Source organism: Bradyrhizobium sp. WSM3983, assembly GCF_000473045.1.
GTDB lineage: Bacteria > Pseudomonadota > Alphaproteobacteria > Rhizobiales > Xanthobacteraceae > Bradyrhizobium.
Genome location: NZ_AXAY01000006.1, coordinates 267,189 through 286,542, shown reverse-complemented (window position 1 = coordinate 286,542; position 19,354 = coordinate 267,189). Strand labels below are relative to the sequence as shown.

General features: G+C 59.6%; 29 protein-coding genes, 1 tRNA gene and 2 pseudogenes. 13 read left to right on the top strand and 19 right to left on the bottom strand.

Annotated elements, in window-relative coordinates:
• Positions 1-35: 35 nt before the first annotated feature.
• Entirely contained in the window at positions 36-341 is a 306-nt protein-coding gene (locus tag YUA_RS0112680; RefSeq protein WP_027531032.1) for an ETC complex I subunit, read from the bottom strand.
• 259 nt (positions 342-600) lie between these two features.
• Here YUA_RS0112680 and YUA_RS0112675 point away from each other — a divergent pair, with 259 nt between their 5' ends.
• The gene (locus YUA_RS0112675; protein WP_027531031.1) at positions 601-1,779 is read left to right on the top strand and encodes an OpgC domain-containing protein; all 1,179 of its coding nucleotides are present in this window, start codon (positions 601-603) and stop codon (positions 1,777-1,779) included.
• 48 nt (positions 1,780-1,827) lie between these two features.
• Here the strand turns inward: YUA_RS0112675 and YUA_RS0112670 are convergent, their stop codons facing one another.
• On the bottom strand, positions 1,828-2,022 hold the full coding sequence (locus tag YUA_RS0112670) for a hypothetical protein (RefSeq protein ID WP_027531030.1): 195 nt from the start codon (positions 2,020-2,022) through the stop codon (positions 1,828-1,830).
• 802 nt (positions 2,023-2,824) lie between these two features.
• Here YUA_RS0112670 and YUA_RS0112660 point away from each other — a divergent pair.
• Positions 2,825-3,046, top strand: coding sequence for a hypothetical protein (locus YUA_RS0112660; RefSeq protein WP_027531029.1), 222 nt, complete (start codon positions 2,825-2,827; stop codon positions 3,044-3,046).
• A gap of 45 nt (positions 3,047-3,091) precedes the next feature.
• On the opposite strand, the gene YUA_RS0112655 is transcribed toward YUA_RS0112660, so the two are convergent.
• On the bottom strand, positions 3,092-3,820 hold the full coding sequence (locus tag YUA_RS0112655; protein WP_027531028.1) for an outer membrane protein: 729 nt from the start codon (positions 3,818-3,820) through the stop codon (positions 3,092-3,094).
• A gap of 329 nt (positions 3,821-4,149) precedes the next feature.
• On the opposite strand from YUA_RS0112655, the gene YUA_RS49935 reads away from it, so the two are divergent.
• Positions 4,150-4,431 carry a hypothetical protein gene (locus YUA_RS49935; protein WP_027531027.1) on the top strand — a complete coding sequence of 94 codons (282 nt, stop codon included), beginning with the start codon at positions 4,150-4,152 and terminating at the stop codon, positions 4,429-4,431.
• A 413-nt stretch (positions 4,432-4,844) separates the two neighbouring features.
• On the opposite strand, the gene YUA_RS0112645 is transcribed toward YUA_RS49935, so the two are convergent.
• From YUA_RS0112645 to YUA_RS0112630, 4 genes are all read right to left on the bottom strand, one after another.
• Positions 4,845-4,921, bottom strand: a tRNA-Pro gene (locus YUA_RS0112645).
• 82 nt (positions 4,922-5,003) lie between these two features.
• The gene (locus YUA_RS0112640) at positions 5,004-5,489 is read right to left on the bottom strand and encodes a DUF192 domain-containing protein (protein ID WP_027531026.1); all 486 of its coding nucleotides are present in this window, start codon (positions 5,487-5,489) and stop codon (positions 5,004-5,006) included.
• Positions 5,490-5,616: 127 nt separating this feature from the next.
• A complete protein-coding gene (locus tag YUA_RS0112635; protein WP_027531025.1) occupies positions 5,617-6,252 on the bottom strand; it encodes a cold-shock protein in 636 nt (211 codons plus the stop codon).
• A gap of 210 nt (positions 6,253-6,462) precedes the next feature.
• Positions 6,463-7,224, bottom strand: a complete 762-nt coding sequence (locus tag YUA_RS0112630) for an NAD-dependent protein deacetylase (protein WP_027531024.1) — start codon at positions 7,222-7,224, stop codon at positions 6,463-6,465.
• Positions 7,225-7,492: 268 nt separating this feature from the next.
• Here YUA_RS0112630 and YUA_RS50980 point away from each other — a divergent pair, with 268 nt between their 5' ends.
• Positions 7,493-7,657 (top strand): hypothetical protein, encoded by a 165-nt coding sequence (locus YUA_RS50980; protein ID WP_164988584.1) that lies wholly within the window; start codon positions 7,493-7,495, stop codon positions 7,655-7,657.
• A 72-nt stretch (positions 7,658-7,729) separates the two neighbouring features.
• Here the strand turns inward: YUA_RS50980 and YUA_RS0112620 are convergent, their stop codons facing one another.
• A complete protein-coding gene (locus YUA_RS0112620; protein ID WP_027531023.1) occupies positions 7,730-8,011 on the bottom strand; it encodes a hypothetical protein in 282 nt (93 codons plus the stop codon).
• Between the two features lie 317 nt (positions 8,012-8,328).
• Here YUA_RS0112620 and YUA_RS52300 point away from each other — a divergent pair, with 317 nt between their 5' ends.
• Positions 8,329-8,454, top strand: coding sequence for a hypothetical protein (locus YUA_RS52300; RefSeq protein WP_084292470.1), 126 nt, complete (start codon positions 8,329-8,331; stop codon positions 8,452-8,454).
• A gap of 14 nt (positions 8,455-8,468) precedes the next feature.
• Here YUA_RS52300 and YUA_RS0112610 read toward each other — a convergent pair whose 3' ends face one another.
• From YUA_RS0112610 to YUA_RS0112590, 5 genes and pseudogenes are all read right to left on the bottom strand, one after another.
• Positions 8,469-8,666 (bottom strand): hypothetical protein, encoded by a 198-nt coding sequence (locus tag YUA_RS0112610; RefSeq protein WP_027531022.1) that lies wholly within the window; start codon positions 8,664-8,666, stop codon positions 8,469-8,471.
• A gap of 151 nt (positions 8,667-8,817) precedes the next feature.
• Complete coding sequence (locus YUA_RS0112605) at positions 8,818-9,168, bottom strand: GrlR family regulatory protein (RefSeq protein WP_027531021.1); 351 nt, start codon at positions 9,166-9,168, stop codon at positions 8,818-8,820.
• Between the two features lie 464 nt (positions 9,169-9,632).
• Positions 9,633-9,770, bottom strand: coding sequence for a hypothetical protein (locus tag YUA_RS50975; RefSeq protein WP_198029406.1), 138 nt, complete (start codon positions 9,768-9,770; stop codon positions 9,633-9,635).
• Between the two features lie 493 nt (positions 9,771-10,263).
• Positions 10,264-10,560 carry an HU family DNA-binding protein gene (locus YUA_RS0112595; RefSeq protein WP_027531020.1) on the bottom strand — a complete coding sequence of 99 codons (297 nt, stop codon included), beginning with the start codon at positions 10,558-10,560 and terminating at the stop codon, positions 10,264-10,266.
• A 272-nt stretch (positions 10,561-10,832) separates the two neighbouring features.
• A pseudogene (locus tag YUA_RS0112590) lies at positions 10,833-11,042 on the bottom strand (helix-turn-helix domain-containing protein); the annotation flags it as partial.
• Between the two features lie 47 nt (positions 11,043-11,089).
• Between YUA_RS0112590 and YUA_RS0112585 the strand changes: the two are divergent.
• Positions 11,090-11,275 (top strand): hypothetical protein, encoded by a 186-nt coding sequence (locus YUA_RS0112585; protein ID WP_027531018.1) that lies wholly within the window; start codon positions 11,090-11,092, stop codon positions 11,273-11,275.
• Positions 11,276-11,583: 308 nt separating this feature from the next.
• A complete protein-coding gene (locus YUA_RS0112580; RefSeq protein WP_027531017.1) occupies positions 11,584-11,886 on the top strand; it encodes a hypothetical protein in 303 nt (100 codons plus the stop codon).
• Between the two features lie 95 nt (positions 11,887-11,981).
• Here YUA_RS0112580 and YUA_RS49930 read toward each other — a convergent pair whose 3' ends face one another.
• The 6 genes and pseudogenes from YUA_RS49930 to YUA_RS47430 form a co-directional block, all read right to left on the bottom strand.
• Positions 11,982-12,146: a hypothetical protein gene (locus YUA_RS49930; protein ID WP_156947104.1), complete on the bottom strand. Its 165-nt coding sequence runs from the start codon at positions 12,144-12,146 to the stop codon at positions 11,982-11,984.
• On the bottom strand, positions 12,139-12,459 hold the full coding sequence (locus YUA_RS0112570) for a hypothetical protein (RefSeq protein ID WP_027531016.1): 321 nt from the start codon (positions 12,457-12,459) through the stop codon (positions 12,139-12,141). The genes YUA_RS49930 and YUA_RS0112570 overlap by 8 nt, the downstream gene beginning before the upstream one ends.
• A gap of 28 nt (positions 12,460-12,487) precedes the next feature.
• Positions 12,488-12,796, bottom strand: coding sequence for a hypothetical protein (locus YUA_RS0112565; protein ID WP_245285151.1), 309 nt, complete (start codon positions 12,794-12,796; stop codon positions 12,488-12,490).
• A complete protein-coding gene (locus tag YUA_RS47435; RefSeq protein WP_063627781.1) occupies positions 12,793-13,074 on the bottom strand; it encodes a hypothetical protein in 282 nt (93 codons plus the stop codon). Before YUA_RS47435 ends, YUA_RS0112565 begins: the two co-directional genes overlap by 4 nt.
• Positions 13,075-13,267: 193 nt before the next feature.
• Positions 13,268-13,378 (bottom strand): annotated as a pseudogene (locus YUA_RS52530) (PEPxxWA-CTERM sorting domain-containing protein); the annotation flags it as partial.
• A 1,084-nt stretch (positions 13,379-14,462) separates the two neighbouring features.
• On the bottom strand, positions 14,463-15,077 hold the full coding sequence (locus YUA_RS47430; RefSeq protein ID WP_035970887.1) for an alpha/beta hydrolase: 615 nt from the start codon (positions 15,075-15,077) through the stop codon (positions 14,463-14,465).
• Positions 15,078-15,421: 344 nt separating this feature from the next.
• Between YUA_RS47430 and YUA_RS0112545 the strand changes: the two genes are divergently transcribed.
• The 6 genes from YUA_RS0112545 to YUA_RS0112520 all read left to right on the top strand — a co-directional run bounded on the left by YUA_RS0112545 (position 15,422) and on the right by YUA_RS0112520 (position 19,310).
• A complete protein-coding gene (locus YUA_RS0112545) occupies positions 15,422-15,967 on the top strand; it encodes a hypothetical protein (protein WP_156947103.1) in 546 nt (181 codons plus the stop codon).
• A 2-nt stretch (positions 15,968-15,969) separates the two neighbouring features.
• Entirely contained in the window at positions 15,970-17,088 is a 1,119-nt protein-coding gene (locus YUA_RS0112540; protein ID WP_027531010.1) for a hypothetical protein, read from the top strand.
• A gap of 241 nt (positions 17,089-17,329) precedes the next feature.
• Positions 17,330-17,632 (top strand): hypothetical protein, encoded by a 303-nt coding sequence (locus YUA_RS0112535; protein WP_027531009.1) that lies wholly within the window; start codon positions 17,330-17,332, stop codon positions 17,630-17,632.
• 300 nt (positions 17,633-17,932) lie between these two features.
• The gene (locus tag YUA_RS0112530; RefSeq protein WP_027531008.1) at positions 17,933-18,385 is read left to right on the top strand and encodes a VOC family protein; all 453 of its coding nucleotides are present in this window, start codon (positions 17,933-17,935) and stop codon (positions 18,383-18,385) included.
• The gene (locus YUA_RS49925) at positions 18,352-18,537 is read left to right on the top strand and encodes a hypothetical protein (RefSeq protein ID WP_156947102.1); all 186 of its coding nucleotides are present in this window, start codon (positions 18,352-18,354) and stop codon (positions 18,535-18,537) included. Before YUA_RS0112530 ends, YUA_RS49925 begins: the two co-directional genes overlap by 34 nt.
• Positions 18,538-18,671: 134 nt before the next feature.
• Positions 18,672-19,310 (top strand): glutathione S-transferase family protein, encoded by a 639-nt coding sequence (locus YUA_RS0112520; protein ID WP_027531007.1) that lies wholly within the window; start codon positions 18,672-18,674, stop codon positions 19,308-19,310.
• The last annotated feature ends 44 nt before the right edge of the window (positions 19,311-19,354 follow it).

Below are 19,354 nucleotides of genomic sequence, written 5' to 3'. Positions count from 1 at the left end.
AGGGCTCCCCGCGAGAACGAACGAGGTGAAGCCCCTCAATGCGTCCAGGGCTCGCCGCGGCGGAAGGAGAAATTGTCGGCGTAGGCGACTTGGCGGTGGAGCGATTCCTTCGGCTCGATCACCTGGTAGGCGATGCCCTTGCGCTCGCAATAGGCGACCGCCTCGTCCTTGGTGTCGAAGCGCAGCGTGATCTGCTGCTTCATGTCACCGGACGAGGTCCAGCCCATCAGCGGCTCGACCGCACGCGGCTGCTCCGGCTCGTAATCGAGCTGCCATTCCTTGGCCTTGGACCGGCCGGATTGCATCGCGTTCTTGGCGGGCTTGAAAATGCGTGCGGTCATTGGCGGTCGGGCCTCTTGGTCTTTTCGTTCGATTTTAATGCGTCACGGTAGCGATTGGTGGAAACCGCGGGCATAGTATAGAGACACCTTTCGGGAACTGATCGGTGATTCCGGGGCCCCCGGGTCCCTCACCGACGGGTATAGTCATTATGCTGCACTGTGACAATTGCGTCCCCGCCGCCGTCCGCCGGGGAATCCCGCCCGGCGGCCCTGCCTCGCCGACATCCGCCTATCCGTCCCCTTCGAAAGCTCCCGTCGCATGGCCTTCCTGAACATCAACGCCACGCTCCCCGAGAAGGGCCGTGACCTCAGGCTCGACCTGTTTCGCGGCGTCGCCAACTGGGCGATCTTCCTCGACCACATCCCCGACAACATCGTGAACTGGATCACGACGCGCAATTACGGCTTTTCCGACGCCGCCGACCTGTTCGTCTTCATCTCCGGCTATACGGCCTCGTTCGTCTATGCCCGCATGATGCTGGAGCGCGGCTTCATCGTCGGCGCCACCCGCCTCACCAAGCGGGTCTGGCAGCTCTACGTCGCCCACATCATCCTGTTCGTGATCTACATTGCCTCGATCAGCTATCTCGCGCTGCGCTTCGGCGATTCCGAGATGATCAACGAGTTCAACGTCGCCGGCCTCGTTGACAACGCCACCGAGACGCTGCGCCAGGGCCTGTTCCTGCGCTTCAAGCCGCTCAATCTCGACGTGCTGCCGCTCTACATCGTGCTGATGGGCCTGTTTCCGCCGGTGCTGTGGTTCATGCTGCGCAAGCCGGATCTGACGATGGTGCTCTCCATCATCCTGTGGCTGACCGCGCGTCACTTTGGCCTGAACCTGAACGCCTATCCGGCCGGCCAGTGGTACTTCAACCCCTATTGCTGGCAGGTGCTGTTCGTGTTCGGCGCCTGGTGCGCGATGGGCGGCGCACGTCGCTCGGGCTGGCTGATCAACTCACCGATCACGATATGGCTTTGCTTCGCCTATCTGGCGTTCGCACTGATCATGACGATGGCGGGCCGTTTCCCGACCTTCGGCGGCATGTTTCCGGAATGGCTGTTCTCGACGTTCAATCCGAACGACAAGACCAACCTCGCGCCCTACCGCTTCATCCACTTCGTCGTGATCGTGATCCTGGTGATCCGCTTCGTGCCGAAGGAATGGCCGGGGCTGGAGTGGAAGATCTTCGATCCGGTGATCGTCTGCGGCCAGCAATCGCTCGCCGTGTTCTGCGTCGGCGTGTTCTTGTCCTTCGTCGGCCATTTCGAGTTGTCGATGAGCTCGGGCTCACTGTTCGCGCAGCTCTTCGTCTCCATCGCGGGCATCGCGATCATGACGACGGTCGCCTATTACATCTCCTGGTCGAAGCGGCAGGACAAGCCACTGAAGCCGCCGCCGGCGAAGCCTGCGGCCACCCCGACGGCCAAGACTGCTTGAGAGAGGCTGCTTGAGAGAGACCGCCTGAGCCGCGCTGCGGCGGAAGCCTCAGGCCGCCGCCTCGCCGTCGTATTCGGTAAATTTCTTGTAGATCCAGTCGCGGCCGTCGTGACGGCGCCAGACCTTGCCGTAGACGAGCTGCCCGTTGATCGAACGGCGCGGTACGATCACGGTCCAGAGGTGCCAGATCTCGGTCCAGTTCGACCGTTGGCGGGGTGTTTTGGAGTTGAGATCGAAAGCCATGGCGGACAACTCGCGCGAAACGAAACGCCGCGACGAATGTGATCTCGTGTGAGCCGCTGATGGGGCGTCGTCGCGTGCCGGGACTGGTTTGATACCAGTCCTCAAAACGACCGCAACGACGGCTCGTGCTTAACCTAACCGATCAACCTTACTTGCCGACGGAGAGCCGCGTTGTCGGTTGAAACGCCTGCCTATCTTTCCTAAGATGTATGCGCAATTTGAGAATCAGTGCGCCGTTTCCGAAGAGCGCGCTGGAATGGTTTCGAGCTCAGACCGAATTTTTCAAACGACTGACTGCGGGTCGATAATCATGAATTTGCAGTTTGCATATTTGCACCTCGCGATGATTTCATCGCCCCCACCGGTTGCCAGGCCGTCACACGACAGATCGCCGAGGGCTGCCAACGACAATTATCCAGTCTGGCCGCTGATCCCGTTTCCGGCGGGCTGGTACGCCTCGAACTGAGCCCTTAAAAGCGCAACGCCGCGCAAGCGGAATATCATCGCTTGGCGGCGTCCGTTTAGACATTGGGCGCTGAAATCCCCAACACTGTTATGTCTATGGCGACGCCCAAAGGTTCGATGAAGCTTTGGTAATTCCTGCGGCCGTTAACGCACCGTCAGCAAAAATCATCACGGCTGCGCCTATTCTCCAGCAAACATCAGAAACCATTCGCTCTGTCACGGGTTGCAGCTTCTTCCCGCCTGTCCGGGGGATGCCGCGAACGGGTCTGATCGGCTCGCGCTTGCCGTGAAAGGACAGTCATCCCGTCTCACGTCCGTGTGAGTTGGAGCGCGGCCGGTGAATTTTCGCGAGCGAACGCTGACCAATGAACAGCAGGCCGTTGGCCAAGGGGATGCTGTGAGCCAAATCGATACGACCGAGAAACTGTCCGAGGCAGAGCAACCCCGGACATCGCTGTTTGCACTGTGCTGGCTCGGGTTCGCGGCGGTCGCGATGGTAGGCTGGATCTGCGTGCTGGGCTGGATGGCCTGGCGCCTCGTCGACTGGCTGCTGTCCTGACGGCTGAGCAGGCCGGCTGTGGCATGTCGGCCGCTTCCGATCACATCAGTAGTGGTAATTCACGCCGATCGTCGCGGCATGGATCGTGTCCTTGAGATGGGCCACCGTGATGCCCTCGACCGGACTGATCAGCTGTATCGGGCCCTTCGTACCGAAGTCGTGGTAATTGTATTCGACATTGGCTGACCAGCATGGTGCAAACGCCCATTCCACGCCCGCACCCAATGTCCAGCCGGTCCGCATGACGGACGCGCTTGGATCGATTCGGAAACCAGTGGCCGGACTGACATAGGCATCATCGATCTTCTCGTGGGTCCAGGCGACGCCACCTCGCCCATAGAACAGCCAGCCTGAACCGTAGGCGTAACCGAACCGTGCGGTGATCGAGGCCAGAAGATCGTTCTTGAGGCCGAACTGCGAGGGCACGACGAGGTTGCCGAATGCGGGAAATCTGACATTGCTGGCGTGCTGGCTCGACAGGCTCGACCATGCGGCGCGGCCCTCGGCGCCGACGACCCAGTTGGATGCGAATTGATGGTCGCAGCCGGCCTGTCCGCCGCCAATGAATCCGCCCGCGCCGAAATCGACGGTCCCGCCGGCGCTGTTGATCGTGCGATCCTCGCTCGCACCGCCGCCGAGATGACCCCCGAGATAGCAGCCGGTCCAGTTGAAGGTGAGCGGCGCCAGTGGAGGCGCCTGCCGCGCATAATCAGCCGCGGATGCCGCGGTCGCAGACAAGACGAGAATCGCCGTACCGCATAGAGCTCTAAACATGTCCGAACATTCCCCATTGCACGCGCAGAGATAGTGCACGCGAAGCTGACGCGAAGGTTGTGTGGCGGACAGGTTGTCGCGGCAACGCGCTGCCGGCCTGACCAAGGCCAGCGCTAAACGACGAGGGCCGCAGCGACTGAGTTCGCTGCGGCCCTCGGATTGGACAAAATGAAGCTGGGTAAAAACGATCTAAGTGAAATATGCAGCCAGCCCCGGCGAAGTAATCCTATCGGGGCATCGCTGGATTTCAACAAACGTGCGAGTGTTGGGCGGGCTATGCATCTCGGCATCCGTGGCCGAGATCTCCATCGACGCAAGAGGAGATTGCAATGAAGCTCATTCTTTCAATCTTCATGATCTTCCCGGCCAGCGCTTTCGCCAACGATTGCCCAGGATTTTTAAACTACGTAAAGGCCAACTCGGAGCTAAGACAGTTCAATAATAGCCAGATTCAATGCTTTAAGACCAAGCATCCAAAGCAGCACGCTCCCACGTTCACTTTTTCATCCGGCAACGTGACCGTCGCTTGTACAAGATCGGGATCGTATCCCTACCGCCAAATATCCTGCAACGATGGCGGCCACAGCTTCGGAAAAGCGCTCAAGAACTAAGAGCACTCCTGCACCCATCGCATCCAGAGCAGACGAAGCGCGGCTCGATATCTGACAGCCGCATATCGTCACGCCAACGATCAGCGTCGAGCGCAACATGATGGCCGCAATGGCAATAGACCAGGACTCCGCGCAGCCCCATCTCGCGCATCTCGCCGAACGTACGTTGACCGGCCGACCGTCCGCGTGTGGCGTCTGACCGGGCGAGGCATGCCCTCCTCCAAGCCAGTCGATCCAGCTGGCGGGGACTATTCGGCAGAAGCTGTGCGGTGTGAATCCTCAATCAAGGAGAGTGGTCGGGTTACCCCTGAGTCAAATTGACTCACCCCCTGCCTCGAACTTCCCATGCCCTTCCCAATGCTATTTTCTGGGAAGACGGAAGCTGAAAATCTCTTATAAGTCATTGAAATTACTGGTCGGGGCAGCTGGATTCGAACCAACGACCTGCAGTACCCAAAACTGCCGCGCTACCAGGCTGCGCTATACCCCGAATGTCCGGCGAGCCCCGTCGATACACGCTTCCCCAAGCGCCAGCAAGCCTACCGAGCCGGCCTTGGCCGCACCGTCAGGACCTATTTGCTGCCGAACAGGGGGTGGCCAACCCGATCGCCCGGGCGGATGCCGTATTTCTGCGCTGTTCCCGCCACCACCTCGAGGACGGCCCGGGCGGGACCTCCCGAGGAAATGATCCTGGTCGAGAGCGGCTCGGTGTTCTCGGCGATGCGCAGGATGCGGCCGTCGGCGCGAATGAAGATCATGTCGAGCGAGACGAAGGTGTTCTTCATCCACATCGAGACTTCCTGCTCGGGATTGAAATCGAACAGCATGCCTTTGCCGTCCGCCAATTCCTTGCGGTACATCAGCCCGGTCTGCTTCTCCTCGTCCGTGGTCGCCATCTCCACCGAGAATACCTGCACGCCGTTCTTGGTGACGATCTCGAGCGGCTGGAAGCTGGCCGCGCGAGCGGACCCGCTTGCGACGGCAAAGCCGACAACGACGAGGATGGCGGCAAGCCAGCCCCGGGCAACGGACCGGGCGGCCTTTCGATCAAAACTCATGGAATGGACTCATTGTGCCTGACGGCGGGGGACTGCGACATCCTTACGCGGCGATCATGACAAAAGCCAGAAGCGCGCGACCCCGGGGCCGCGCGCTTCTGCTCACGAATGCGAAAATGGGAAGCCGCTAGTGCGACTGGAGCCCCGGCGATCCCGTCTCCGGATGGATCTCGGCCGCCATCATGCCCTTGGAGCCGGGCCCAAAGCGCACCAGCACATACTGCCCCGGCCGCAGTTCGGTCATGCCGAAGCGGCGCAGCGTCTCCATGTGCACGAAGATGTCGGGGGTGCCCTCCCCGCAGGTCAGGAAGCCGAAGCCGCGCAGCCGGTTGAACCATTTGACCTGGGCTCGCTCGAGCCCGCTGGTCGGGGTCACCGTGACGTGGGTGCGCGGCGGCAGCATCTGCGCGGGATGGATCGCGGTCGACTCGTCCATCGAGACGACGCGGAAGGCCTGATAGCCCTTGGCACGCTGGATGCACTCGACGACGATGCGGGCGCCCTCGTACGCGGTCTGGAAGCCGTCGCGCCTAAGCACGGTAACGTGCAGGAGCACGTCGGGCCATCCATTGTCGGGAACGATGAACCCGTAGCCCTTTGAGGCGTCGAACCATTTGATGACGCCGTGGACCTCGACGAGGTTGGCGCTGCCCTCGCCCAGTCCGGTGAAGGGACTGAGCGCGCTATCGCGACCACCGCCGCCGTGCTCGCCGGCCGCGGGAACTCCCAGCTTCTTGGACTCAAATCCGTCCGACGACCCCATAACCCCGGACCCCACACATTCTATGCAACCCGCCCTCAGCGGCGGCGTCGAATCACGCGTCTTTAGAGAACCTTCAGAGAATCTTCTCAACTCGACGCGACACGAATCTTTCGAATCAAAAGATAACACTCCCGGTTGCGAGGCATAGATAAAAAAGAGATTCGCCGGAACCTATGAACAGCTTGCACAGGCGCGAATCAAATTGATGCCTCAATTGCCGACAAAGGGTCCGAGTGCTTCGCCGATGTCGTGACGGATGACGAGGTCGGCGATGTCGTCCTGTTCGGTCGGCTCGCGATTGATGATCACTAAACGTGCACCGGCGTTCTTCGCCATCATCGGAAAGCCCGCCGCCGGCCACACCACGAGCGAGGAACCGATCGCGATGAAGAGATCACAGGCCTGCGAGAGCTCGGTTGCGCGTTGCATTTCATCCTCGGGCATCGCCTGACCGAATGAGATCGTTGCGGTTTTCACCGGCTCGTCGCATGCGGTGCAGTTGGGGGCGGCGCCGTCCTGGTCGAAGCGGCGCTTCACCCAATCGAGCTGATAGGCCTGCCCACATCCGATGCAGCGCGCGTAAGTGGTATTGCCGTGAAGTTCAATCACGCGATCGGCGGCGAAGCCTGAGGCCTGGTGCAGATTGTCGATGTTCTGGGTGATGACCGCGGGAATCTTGCCGGCGCGATGCAGCGAAGCCAGCGCGCGATGGCCGCGGCCGGGTTTGGCTGCGGCGAACACCTCCTCCATCGCAAAGCGCCGGCGCCAGGATTCGTCGCGCGCCTCCTGGCTCGCGACAAACTCATCGAACTGGATCGGACGGCTGCGGGTCCAAATTCCGCCCGGCGAGCGGAAGTCAGGGATGCCGCATTCGGTGGAAATGCCGGCACCGGTGAACGGCACGATGATGTTGGCGCTCGCGATCATGTCGCCGAGCCGTTCGACACCGCTCTGAAGGTCCGATGCAATCACTCGCCGCCTCCCGATTTGCTGTCGCGCTAGCTGCAACATCTGCAAGCGACAAGATTGTTGACGCTCTTATCCACTGCGGCGCAAGTCGTGGGCGGCGATGGGGCGGCAATTTTTCCGACCTTCGCTTATCACAATCCTGCAATGCCTCCTCCCCATTGACGCCCCAATCGGAAGCGCCAATGCATGTGTTTACGCGACTCAACGTGATTGCGGCGGCAGCGCTTGAGTTCAGAAGTGCACACATGCTCAAGTGTAGTGGGGATTTGACATGACCGAAGACGAACAACGCAAAATCCGCGAACGCGAAGAGATCGCCGCCCGTGTCGCCGCCTTCCGTGCCACGCAGGAAAAATTCAAGCGCGAGCGCGACGAGTATTTTGTGTCGACGCTCGAGAACGCCCGCAAGGTTGAGCGGCCCTCGCTCTGGCCGTAACGATATCGCGCAGGACATGCGCGCACGAAAAAAGCCCGGAGCATCGCTCCGGGCTTTTCGATTCTTCAGCTCTTACCAGTGACGGTAGTAGCGGTGGTGCCGATAGTACGGTCCACCATAATAGGCGTACGGGCCGGGGCCGTAGGCATAGGCCGGGCCGCCATAATAGCCATAGCCGGGATCATAGTAGCCGTAACCGTAGGGATGGGACGCCGCGATGGCGCCCGCGGTGATCGCACCGGCGGCGAGACCGAACGCAAGGCCCGGGCCGACGTGACGCGCCTGCGCAGGTACAGCAACCGCGGTCGCGCCAACCGCCGCAACGGTCGCAAGAACTGTCAATGTTTTCCTCATAGCTGTCCTCCTTCACATTTCGCGGGGACAACGCGAACCACCCGCGATGGTTCGCCTGTTGTGGAACCGGGCCTTGCAGAAAACTCTCACTTCGATGGGAACGATATCGGGAAGCGCGGATTGGATCTGCAAGTGCGGGAGCCTCCGCCATCCGGGTCGAGGCGACAGCACGACGACCCCGTCAGCATCTCCGCGGTGCTGGCGGGGTTTTCAGTTTCGAACGCTGAGCGGTCTTTCTTTTCGAGTCTCTTTGCAAAATCGGGAACAAGCACGCCGCGCACATGTTGAGGTGGTCTTCCCGCAAGAAGGGGCTCGTCATGCCTGCCTGGCTCGAAGTACTGCTCAATCTGTCCGGCTATGCCGGCTTCGTGGCGCTTGCAACCCGCGGCGCCGCATGCCCGCAGGACACCGCCGACGATGAGGCCTATGGCAGCAAGCGCTAGTTCGCGTGCCGTGGCTAATGTGCCTGTGCCGGCTGGCCCGCTGTGCGCACCAGCCGGTCGGCCTTGACCGCGACGCGCGTGTCCTCGACCTGTGGCCGCAGCGAAAAGCTGATCGCCACGAAGGCGAGACAGAACAGCGTGCCGACGACAGCGACGCGGCGATAGGTCTGGCGGTCGCCCTGATAAAATGACGGCTCTAAAAATGGTGTCATAATGGTTCTTGGCAAAAACGGTTTTCTTGTTGTCTTTGCCAGACACCTATCCCAACGCGCAGCAAGCGCAACGCGATTGGGCTTTTAACCTAACCGAATAGGGTTATCGCGATCCGCCCAAGCTTTCGTTAGGGGGTTGCGGCGGGCACCGTCAGATTTCGGCGAGCCACTTCAACGACGCGCGAAAACCGAGGCTGCGATGGCCCGCGACCAGCACGGTGCCGTACACCTCGGCCCCCTCCTCGCTGAATGTCCCGGAGAAGCCGCTGGTGGCTTCAGCACCGGCGAAGAGTGGCCGGACCAGCGGATCGGCAAACGGTGAGTGCTGGTTGGTGGCAAGCTCACCCTTCCAGGTACCATTGCCGAATGTGTAGGAGCCGCGCGACCAGAAATAAGGTCCGCCGCCGAGCAGCACGCCATCGCGCAAGATCAGCACGCCACTGTCGCGGCCCTTCACGCCATCGAGCAAGTGGATGTGGATGGAGTAGAGCCCGTTCCTCATGGATGCGCCCTCCGTCGCCGGCGACGATAGCGCGGCGTGTGGGGAGCGTCGAGACCGCGACGCGTATCTTGTCGCTGTCCGATGACCGGCTTTGTTCAGGCTTCACCGCCATTTCGTTCCCAGGGAACGAATCGGAATCGACGAAATCAGCACAGAGCAATTCTTAAAAAATCGTTTGCACGCAAACGAGCGGCAGAGCGCTGCATGCGAACGATCGCACCGTGTCGCAGGACATCGGCAGAGGCGGCCGCAACGACGACACGATGACGCGAAGCATCGCACTGACTCGTTTTGGTACAGCCCCCAACCGATATTCGAGCAGGCACAAGCTGTTCTGCATTCGACTCCATTTCGTTCTCGAAGAACGAATCGGAGTCGAGCAAATCAACGCGAAGCCATTCCTAATGATCGATGAAGCGAAGCCATCCTCACCTGAGGTCCGCAATGCCTCTAGCAGAGGACGCTCAGGCCGCGCGCTTGGCGTTGCCCTTCTCGGCAAAGCATTCCAGGATCTGGATGCGGAGCTCTTCTGCGGCCGGGCCCTCGACCTTCCTGAGCTGGTTCCAGAGCCGGATCACTTCGCGCTGTTTCTCGACGGTCATGAGTCACCTCCAAAGCGGGTGACTCACTAGAACAAAATGAGAACAAAAAGTCCAGCCCCCGCGCGAAATTTCCGGTGCATCGCATTGAACCTTTTCGGCACAGCGAGGACCCATGGAGGCTGGGGATTTCAGCGCCCGGTCACATGGCAGCGCCGCCTGACGAATATACTCCGTCACCGCGGCGCTGTTGCTTTTTGGATTTTCAACCTTAAGTTAGAAACACGGCTGACGGCCAGGCGCTGAAATCCCAACGCCGTCAGCAAGAGAGCCCCGTGCGCAAGCACGGGGCTTTTCTTTTGGGACGCCCGATGAGTTGCGAGGCCTGCCGTGAACTTTTTCAGCGCTGGTGCGCCTAATCAATGAAGCTTCCCCCAGGCTTCACCCCCATCCGAAAACCCCGCTTCCCCCAGGCGGGGTTTTCCCCTTTTTGTCGACATCGCTTCGCCAGTTCTGCGCGCCGCTCAGGGCACGCAGACCGCGCGGGATCGCCGGATCAGACGGAGTCCTTGGCCACCTTCAGCGGCGAGGCCTTGACCGACTTGCTCGCCGGCTTCGCAGCAAACTGCATCGGCTCCTTGGTGAAGGGATTGACGCCCATGCGGGCTTCGGTCGCAGGCTTGTTGACGACCGACATCTTTACGAAACCGGGAATAACGAACTCGCCGGACTCGTTGAGCTCCTTGTAGCCGACGGTCGCCATGTACTCGATGACCGACTTCACGTCGTTCTTCGCAAGCTGCGTGCCTTCCGCAATTGCATCGATCAATTGGGTCTTGGTCATCTTCGCCATGTCTGGATTTCCTCTGAATTGGGTGCGCGCGAGCTGCGATATAGCTTTGTCCGGGAAGCGGCAAAACTACGCGACGCGCGTCTGTTCATGCCTGTCGGCCACGAAGCAGCCGGGCTTAGAACCCATTGAGGCCGAAAACGCAAGCAGCAGTTCTGCGTGAGTTCCGTCATGTTTCCGCCGGACAGTCGCGTCTGCGGCGAGGACAAATCGAATTCCGCAGCACCCATAAAGAGTTCGCCATCCTCGCGGACTTAACCCGCGCTCGCTTGCGGCTACGTCTCCCGAGCCACACTGCTCAGATATTTGGCCGGTGGCTTTCCGAGCGCCTTCTTGAACATCGTGATGAAGGCCGCGACTGATTCATAGCCGAGAACGGCCGAGACCTGCTGCACGCTCGCACCCGCAGCGAGCTCCCTGATCGCGACGATCAGATGCAGTTGCTGACGCCAGCGTCCAAACGTCAGCCCCGTCTCCTTCGCGACGCCTCCATGGCGGTGGCCTTTTGAGACCATTCCCTGCATAATGGTGCATGGCTAAAACAAAAGTGACCTTCAAAACCGTCCGCATTTCGGACACCGACTGGAAGATACTGGCGGACTACCCGGGCAGCGAACAGCGCGAGATCAAGGGATTTGTCAGCAAGGCGGATGCCGACGACTGGATCAACGGCGATCGCAAGATCGCCTGGCTCCGTTCCCAAGGCTACGCCAAGTGATCAGGCTACGCCAACTGACCAACGCTGCGCCAAATGATAAGGCTACGCCAAATGACAGCTTTCAAGTGACGTAGCCTTCGAGCGCATCGCCCTTCAGCTTCCTCCCACCCCCAATCTCGCGCTGACAGCAGCGCGGGATTTTTCTTTGGGCCGATGAGCTGCAGGCCCTGAACGACATCCCCATCGTCTTATCCCGCTCAAGGGGTCACCTCGGCGTGAAACTTGTGACTTGATCGACATTGTTCAGACTCTGGTAACTCAACGCAGCCACTCTCCTCATCAGTTTCGTTGCGTTGGAGTACCCCACAGTGCTGGATTTTGACGAGCTGCGTGAACTCGCAGCTGATGTTCGCGTGTTTGTCGACGTAGCCGAAGACAAGGCCGAGGCGCTCAGAGCCGTCATCGCGGCCTATGACGTGGTGCTGGCGATCTTCCCGTCCGGCGACGACATGGGTCTCCACGTCATCAAGGGCAAAGCGATCCTGGACAAGATCGCAAAATCGCGGACGCAGGCGAGCTACAGCCACACGGCCATCGCGGTTCCCGACCTCGAGCATGCGGAAGTGCTCAAATATCTGACCGCGCCCGTCGAACAACGGATTGCCGCGTAACTTGCCATGATGGGCGCCGCTTTTCGAAACCGCTTCCGACGATGTCGGGGGCGGCTTTTTCGCGTCTCGGATTGGCGCTGCCAGAACGTCTCGCTTCAATGCCCCCACACAGCGGCCGTGAAGCCGACCGCGATGAAGCCGATGCCGATGATGGCCGTCGCGATTTCGGCGGCGTTTTCCGCACTGAACAATTTGACGATGGCAGTCCCGACCGCGCTGAGAACGATGTCGAAGATGAGGCCGAGCAAGGCGTCAAGCATGGCCAATCATCCCCACCTTGCCCTGGCGCACGTCATGCACGACATCGCCGATGGTGCTGCCCACGACGATCGCGGCGACGACAGGCCGGCCAGCAGACGCCAGCAGGATGGCCTCGTAGCGCATGCCCTCGCCCGGGTGCTTGTAGCTGCCGACGGCAGCGAAGAAGAGCACCGCGATCAGGCAGCCGACGACATATCGTTTGAACCAGTTCACGGCGAAAGACCTCGTTTCCAGGCATTCGTCGCATGAGACGCAACCCCGGTTCATCAGGCCGGGCCCGCTCGCCGGCAGGACATGCATGCGATCACGCATGCGCGGCCACGCCTTGGCCTGGCTACCTTCAATCTTGCATGTCCCTGGTCGCGAAATGGCATCCAAACGCAACCATGGCCAGCGCAAACGTCGAGCCAAACAGAATTCGCAAAACCAGGCCCAGGTCCTCGCTCACATACCGGACGTCGTGTCGGTGTGCGTAACGTTCAGGGTGGGCGGCATCAGGCTCTTGAGGAGAGATTGTCACGAGCACAAGCCACGCGACCGTCCCGCAAAGCGCCGCAACCCGCGCAATCTTTCCCAGCCTTTGAAGCCAGCGCGTCATGCCGATCTCGTCATGGCCGGATCTTCCCTCGCTTTTGCCGATTGCCGTCACCGCAACTGCAGGCTCCTCACGACGGTGAACACGCTGATGACGACAAAGGCTGGCAGGCTGTAGACCATTGCGTTCACGGCCCATCCAATGACCATGCCCCAGAAGACAGAATCGCTGAGCGCTCCCCAGAAGAGGTACGCTGCGGCCATGCCTGGAAATTCAACGCCCGACCAATCGCTGGTGCCGTCTCTCATCGACGGTATCGACATGAAGACCGTGGAAATCAGGAATCCGATCGCCAACGCGATCATCGGGTTCGTTCTCAAGGTCTGAGCCATGCAACTTAGTCGCGCTGCCTCGCCAACGGTTCAGGTGCCGTACTTGGGGCCCTGTCGATGCACTAAATATTCGCCGTCGCGGCTCTTGGCTGGCAGCGTCAAATTGAGTGCACTGAACCGTAATTCCACGCGCAATAAAACGAATGAGACCGCCAATGAGGCGGCCTCCATAGTGTCGTCCGGGGCTGTCGATTTATGCAGCGGCGAGATCAGCCTTGTTCTTTCGCCGATACGCCATGAACCCAATGCCAGCGAAGCCAAGAACCATCATCGCCCAGGTGGAGGGTTCGGGAACGGCACTTACAGTGTCGCCAAAGAGATAAAAATCGATGTTCGGTGACGCAACCTGCATGTTCGGATTCGAAAGAGTTAGAATGGTATAGCCGATCGTAGGATAATAGACGAAGTTCTTACCGACGGTAAAACTGGGATCAAAACCATTCAACTGGTGGCCATTCTGAACGGCAGCGTTGTCGGCCCAATTCCCCTGAATATAAATCGTGTCAGTAAATTTTCCTCCGGCATCAACGAGTCCAGATCCGCCGCCACGGAAATGCAAGACCTCGCGCCCGCCAATGACCAGGGACTCCGTCCAACTCGATGTCAGGTCAGGACCGTTGTTCGTCACGTAACCAAATTGCAATAAGCCGTAACCATTCGGGAAGGCGGTCGTGGGATTGGTGAATGTCCCGGGATTTGTAACGATGCCATAAACGGATGTTTGGCCAGCCGGTATGGATGAAGGAAAGCTGGACGTCGCACCATAATGCGTCCCAATGAAGCCATCGTAAGAGCCGGGCTTGAAAGTCAGCGTGGTACCAAAGCTGTCGCCTCCGCTCGGAAGAAACGCATTGGCAAAATAACTCGTAACGGCCGTGCCTAGGCCACTGCCGCTGAAATCTATTTGATAATAGCTGTCGCGCTCGAAAATAAACCCGGCATTTGCGAGTTCCGGCCACGCAACGAGCGCTGCAACGCCGAACCCAACAGCCCAATTCCGAACGCTTCGAGTCGGCGCAATCTTCATTTAAAGAGCCTCGGTTTAAATGGTTTTTTGTTTCTCCTCTTTTTCAGGTACTAAGAGTTTAGTCAATTGCAAATTGCGCGTGCTGGATCCAAGTTTAGCCGGTCCAGTCTCCGCAATCGCTTCGAGCCGGCCCGTCGTCACGCCCCACTTAAGCGTATGGAATTACGGTGACGGCACTCAGCTTGCCGTTGCTACCCTGCGGCTCCGATCGCGCCCTGCGGGCAGCGACAATTGAGTGCTGGACTGGCACGGTAATTGCGGCGAGCTTATCGCCCGCGCTCCCTGCAAGGCGGGCGCGGCGATCAGTGCGTTCGAGCCGTTGCCGGCGCAGCGGCCTTACGGCAAGGCCGCCAGACCACTCCTATGTCTGGACTCTCTTGGCAAACCACCCTCGTGCGATCTGTCTGTCCCCCGACGTGATCGCGTGTCCCGCGTGAAGGACATGATGCGTCACTGCGGCGCCTGCGCGTGTCAGCCTCTCGGCGAGCCTGAGACCATCGCCGCGCGATCGACGGGTGTCATTCTTTCCATCGATGATCAGGACGGGCGTCGCATGCATCCTCGCTGGCAGGTCTTTCGATAGCGGCGACAGCGGTCGAAACAGAATAGCGCCACTGAGTAGGCTGGGTCTGGTCAGGAGCAGGGCCGCGGTCATTATCGCGCCATTCGAAAAACCTACCGCGATCGGAGCCGCAAATCCGTGATACGAGCTACATTTCTCGATGAAGCTGGCTAGCGTTGAAGCGCGCTCTGTTATGTCCGCTTCATTGACTGTCCGGTCCGGATGTCGATGGAAAAACGCGAAGCCGCCTTCAATGGCAACGGTTCCTCGGACACTAAGGGTCGACGTCTCGGGAGACAGGTCTCGAGCCAAAGGCAGCAGGTCAAGTTCGGTGCCACCAGTACCATGCAGTAGCAGAAGTGGCGCGCAGACAGGATCAGCCCCTGGGGTAAAGAGATGAAAGATCTTGCTCATGCTGCCAGTATGGCAAAGCGGTCCATCCAGTTCCAGGTCCGCATCCGATGACGGCGCTGGCACCGTAATCTCCGTCGGGTAGCTTCTGCGTGACGCGATCAATCCGCGCCGAGCGCCAATCCTACGATGCACACAACCCTAACCGGTTTGGCAATTTATGATTGCGCAGGTAAGCTTCCGCCCCAACGCCCCGATCCGTGAGGTCAAACTTGGTTGAGACTATCAAGATCAAAATCTCCCGCAAGACGACGGCTCAGAAACGTCAGTCCGCGAGAGACCGCAGGCGGATGCAGTATGAACTTGGCCGGTTGGTCCAGACGTGGGCCCTTCTGCAGGAGAGCCTCGTGGGCGTCTTCGAACAGGCAACCGAATGCCCGCCCCATGTCGCGAATTCGATGTGGCATTCGATCAAGAGTGATTTGGTCCAGCGGGACGTGCTTATTGCTGCACTCCAGTCTTCAACTCATTTGCTCCGGGCCTGGAAGGGTGACGTCCAAAAAGAACAGCGGGTGCTCATCTTTGAGGAATACATCTGGGCGATTACCGAGATCAACAAGCTGTCCCACACCAGAAACGACCTGGTCCATTCACCCATCATCTTCTTTGGGGCGTCAGGCGCGACCGAGATGGATGCTCGCATCCAGCACAGCAACCCGCGGGCCGGTAAGCTGAAGGACAAGGAGCTATATCAACTCAGCCGCTGGATGTGCGCAAAGTGCGATGATATCGAACGCCACATGGCCTCCCTTTGGCCTCACGTTCGCAAGCACGGCAAGGTTCCCGCCCGGCCCAAGTTCAAGCCCTTGTCGACATTACCAACGCGGGCTCAGAAGCCGACACGTGCGAAGGCCCGGCCGCGCCGCAAGAACTCCATTGCTCATTACGTGTGATAATGTCCGGCTGGATACCCGTATTCACTCTTCCGAATGTGTTCGTCAAAGACCCCATCGAGGTCGAGTATGTCGCGCTGGTTTCGCCAGACGACTCGCGGTGCAAGGAGTACGGCAAAACCAACAAGAACTTCCCGAAATTCCTCCGATCCTTCACCGACGCATTCAGGCGCAAGGTGACACCGAGCGTCGTTCTCATGCGCGAAGACGCTCCAAAGTGGGTTAGATCTCACGAGGCAATAGGCGGTTTCCGCGACGCAATTTCGATTTCCGCAGTGGCGCACAACAAGACAAGTTCGATCCTCTATTCCAACGCGCGATCCCACCAATATTCGACCTTCTTCGATTTTTATGCCTGGAACCTAAGTAAGGAACTCAACATCCTGGTTACTGATAATCCAGCCATGCTGGGCATGGACACGATTGATGATTTTATGGGCCAGTCCATCGCCGGACTACCGACCTCTCGATCGGAAGGACTGGACACGGACGAAACTCTACTCAATGCCTTGCTCGGGGAATGGCCGCGTCGATTTTCAAGGTCTTCTGCCACCTGGAGGAGCCGCGCTCTATTCCGATCGTTGAACATGGCTCATGCTGCAGCACAGATACCCCCATTAGTTGACCTCACGGCTCAGTCGCTCGGCCGACACGTTGCGCTCTGGGTTAGTGCTTTTGAAATCCTAACCCATCCTCAGGACGGCGATGCCGGACTAAAAGAGGTTTACAGGGTATTGGAAAGCGTCGATTGGCGGATGGCGGACTGCAAAGACATTGTCCACGACTGCTATCTCGGCCGCAGTGGGAGACGTCGAAAGGGAAATCTTCCCTGCTGGATATATGGCGAAATGTACCACGCTCGGAACGACTACCTGCATGGGAATGCACTATCGGACGACCGCCTAGTTGTTAAATCGAGCGGCCGAAATCTCTTTCAGTTTGCGCCAACGCTTTATCGGCTCCTCCTCACCGGCTTTCTCGGCATTGATTTCTACGGGCCACCCACCGCAGACAAGACGACCGAGGTTCAGAGGATTCTCAATTTCAGGTTCGAGAATCGCCAAGGCGATCACGAGCGGGCTATCAGCCGAGTACTTAAGCCACCCGCGAAGGACGACTGACCGAAGAGCCGCGTTCAATGTCCGACACCACCTGAATTACGGTACTAGCACCATCACCGTAATCTCCGGCCCATCGGCTCGACGAGCTTCTGCCCCTGGAATTGGAAGCCGGGATCAGCGATTGCTGTGCAAGCGGCGTGATCTGCGAACTGATAACGCTGCTGCGTGACGACTATCGTATCATGTTGCCAGCATTGCTAGAGAGTTATTCGCAAAATGTCTCTAGAAAGGGCAATCAGCCATGGGTATCCATGCGGCGCTTCAGGAAATGGTCAAGCCGATCGGTGAGTACGGATTCTACGTATATCTCGTTCTGATGGCTGTCTATGTCGCATTCATTGCTACTATTCGGAGAGCTGCTCTGAACGATATCCGAAATAGCGGAAGCGGCTGGCAGGAAACTAATCGCATTGTTCATGCGATCCTGAATGAGCGCTATTCTAATCGGCGTGTGCCGGCCCTGATCGCGTTTTATGGCATGCCGATCCTCACCATATTCCTAGCGCTTCTGCCTTTTCTGATTTCGTCGTCGGGTAAGGGCTAACCCGCCTGTGGCCTACGCCGGATGCTTACGAGCAAGTTTCCGATGGAGACGATTTCTAAGAAGGCCAACTGTGCGCGCCTCGGAACGCATACGTGCTCGGTATGCGCCTTATAGTCCCTGATAGGAGCGCCTGCACTGAGTTGATGGCGTTTGTCCGGGCTCGCTTATTTTGAGCTATCAGCCGCCCCCTCACGCACATTTGCCTCCGCCCCCTGCCCCTCATCCCCATTTCCTGCTATCTCCTACCCCCGCCGTTTCGGCCCAAAGCAAAACCCTCCGACCACCAAGGGAGCAACAACCATGCGATATCTTCACACCATGCTGCGCGTGCGCAATCTCGATGTCGCGCTGAAGTTTTACCAGGATGCGCTGGGGCTGAAGGAGGTGCGGCGGATCGAGAACGACAAGGGGCGTTTTACGTTGGTGTTCCTGTGCTCGTCGGACGATCTCGAGGCGCTGAAGAAGCAGCCGCAGACGCGCGGCGCGCCGCTGGTCGAGCTCACCTGGAATTGGGACGAGGAGACCTATGGCGAGGACCGCTTCTTCGGCCATCTCGCCTATGAGGTCGACGACATCTACGCCACCTGCGAGAAGCTGATGAAGGCCGGCGTCACCATCAACCGGCCGCCGCGCGACGGCAACATGGCCTTCGTCCGCTCGCCCGATCTGCACTCGATCGAGATCTTGCAGAAGGGCGAGCCGAAGGCGCCGGCCGAGCCGTGGTCGTCGATGCCGAACACGGGTCACTGGTAACGCGCGCGCCGCTGGAACAGGCCCTCTCCCGCTGCGTTCTCTCCCTCACAATGCGATTGGAGGAGGACGCAATGGGACGAGGACTATTGCTGTGGCTGCTGGGCGTGCCGATCCCGGTGATCATTCTGCTGTGGCTGTTCTTCGGCCACTGATTGCCTGATGAAGCCTGCAATGAATGCTCCGCCTCGGGCGGAGCTTTTTGCATGAGGGGCTCGCGGCAATGCGCATCGCCCTTTGCGCGGGATTCCTGCTATCACCCGCGCAACAATGCTGCGGGAGGAGCCACATGCCAGAGACAAAACTGACGATCTGGGGCCGGGCCAACTCGGTCAACGTGCAGAAGGTGCTGTGGTGCCTGGCCGAGCTCGACCTGCCCTATCAGCGCATCGACGCCGGCATGGCATATGGCAAGACCCGCGAGCCCGACTATCTCGCGATGAACCCCAATGCGCGGATCCCGACGCTGGTCGAGGGCGACTATGCGCTGTGGGAATCCAATTCGATCATGCGCTATCTCTGCATGGCGCATGGACGCGGCACGCCGATCTATCCGGAGCCGCCGAAGAAGCGCGCCGGCGTCGACCGCTGGCTCGACTGGACGCTGTCGATGGTGCAGCCGGTCGACCGCCCGGTGTTCTGGGGCATCGTGCGCACGGCACCTGGCGAGCGCGACATGGTCAAGATCCAAAGGGATGTCGATGCGGCCGCCGAGGTCTGGGCCATCGCCGACCACCATCTGGCCTCGCGGCCCTTCATGGAAGGCGACCAGTTCACGCTGGCCGATATCGCGATCGGCGCCTATGCGCGGCGCTGGCTCGGCGTCGAGGGGATCACCCGTCCGGCGCAGCCGAACCTGACGCGGTGGCTCGCCGAGCTCGGCCGCAGGCCCGGATTCGTGCAGCACGTGGCCCCGCCGATGTCGTGAGCCGCTGACGCGGCTTAAGCTCTGGTGAGCGCGCGCTGATTGGC

Excerpts from the sequence above, each read along its gene's own strand:
- YUA_RS0112680 (WP_027531032.1), bottom strand. The coding sequence starts at position 341 with ATGACCGCACGCATTTTCAAGCCCGCCAAGAACGCGATGCAATCCGGC.
- YUA_RS0112675 (WP_027531031.1), top strand. The coding sequence starts at position 601 with ATGGCCTTCCTGAACATCAACGCCACGCTCCCCGAGAAGGGCCGTGAC.
- YUA_RS0112670 (WP_027531030.1), bottom strand. The coding sequence starts at position 2,022 with ATGGCTTTCGATCTCAACTCCAAAACACCCCGCCAACGGTCGAACTGG.
- YUA_RS0112655 (WP_027531028.1), bottom strand. The coding sequence starts at position 3,820 with ATGTTTAGAGCTCTATGCGGTACGGCGATTCTCGTCTTGTCTGCGACC.
- YUA_RS49935 (WP_027531027.1), top strand. The coding sequence starts at position 4,150 with ATGAAGCTCATTCTTTCAATCTTCATGATCTTCCCGGCCAGCGCTTTC.
- YUA_RS0112640 (WP_027531026.1), bottom strand. The coding sequence starts at position 5,489 with ATGAGTTTTGATCGAAAGGCCGCCCGGTCCGTTGCCCGGGGCTGGCTT.
- YUA_RS0112635 (WP_027531025.1), bottom strand. The coding sequence starts at position 6,252 with ATGGGGTCGTCGGACGGATTTGAGTCCAAGAAGCTGGGAGTTCCCGCG.
- YUA_RS50980 (WP_164988584.1), top strand. The coding sequence starts at position 7,493 with ATGACCGAAGACGAACAACGCAAAATCCGCGAACGCGAAGAGATCGCC.
- YUA_RS0112620 (WP_027531023.1), bottom strand. The coding sequence starts at position 8,011 with ATGAGGAAAACATTGACAGTTCTTGCGACCGTTGCGGCGGTTGGCGCG.
- YUA_RS52300 (WP_084292470.1), top strand. The coding sequence starts at position 8,329 with ATGCCTGCCTGGCTCGAAGTACTGCTCAATCTGTCCGGCTATGCCGGC.
- YUA_RS0112610 (WP_027531022.1), bottom strand. The coding sequence starts at position 8,666 with ATGACACCATTTTTAGAGCCGTCATTTTATCAGGGCGACCGCCAGACC.
- YUA_RS0112605 (WP_027531021.1), bottom strand. The coding sequence starts at position 9,168 with ATGAGGAACGGGCTCTACTCCATCCACATCCACTTGCTCGATGGCGTG.
- YUA_RS50975 (WP_198029406.1), bottom strand. The coding sequence starts at position 9,770 with ATGACCGTCGAGAAACAGCGCGAAGTGATCCGGCTCTGGAACCAGCTC.
- YUA_RS0112595 (WP_027531020.1), bottom strand. The coding sequence starts at position 10,560 with ATGGCGAAGATGACCAAGACCCAATTGATCGATGCAATTGCGGAAGGC.
- YUA_RS0112585 (WP_027531018.1), top strand. The coding sequence starts at position 11,090 with ATGGCTAAAACAAAAGTGACCTTCAAAACCGTCCGCATTTCGGACACC.
- YUA_RS49930 (WP_156947104.1), bottom strand. The coding sequence starts at position 12,146 with ATGCTTGACGCCTTGCTCGGCCTCATCTTCGACATCGTTCTCAGCGCG.
- YUA_RS0112570 (WP_027531016.1), bottom strand. The coding sequence starts at position 12,459 with ATGCGTGATCGCATGCATGTCCTGCCGGCGAGCGGGCCCGGCCTGATG.
- YUA_RS47435 (WP_063627781.1), bottom strand. The coding sequence starts at position 13,074 with ATGGCTCAGACCTTGAGAACGAACCCGATGATCGCGTTGGCGATCGGA.
- YUA_RS47430 (WP_035970887.1), bottom strand. The coding sequence starts at position 15,077 with ATGAGCAAGATCTTTCATCTCTTTACCCCAGGGGCTGATCCTGTCTGC.
- YUA_RS0112540 (WP_027531010.1), top strand. The coding sequence starts at position 15,970 with ATGTCCGGCTGGATACCCGTATTCACTCTTCCGAATGTGTTCGTCAAA.
- YUA_RS0112535 (WP_027531009.1), top strand. The coding sequence starts at position 17,330 with ATGGGTATCCATGCGGCGCTTCAGGAAATGGTCAAGCCGATCGGTGAG.
- YUA_RS0112530 (WP_027531008.1), top strand. The coding sequence starts at position 17,933 with ATGCGATATCTTCACACCATGCTGCGCGTGCGCAATCTCGATGTCGCG.
- YUA_RS0112520 (WP_027531007.1), top strand. The coding sequence starts at position 18,672 with ATGCCAGAGACAAAACTGACGATCTGGGGCCGGGCCAACTCGGTCAAC.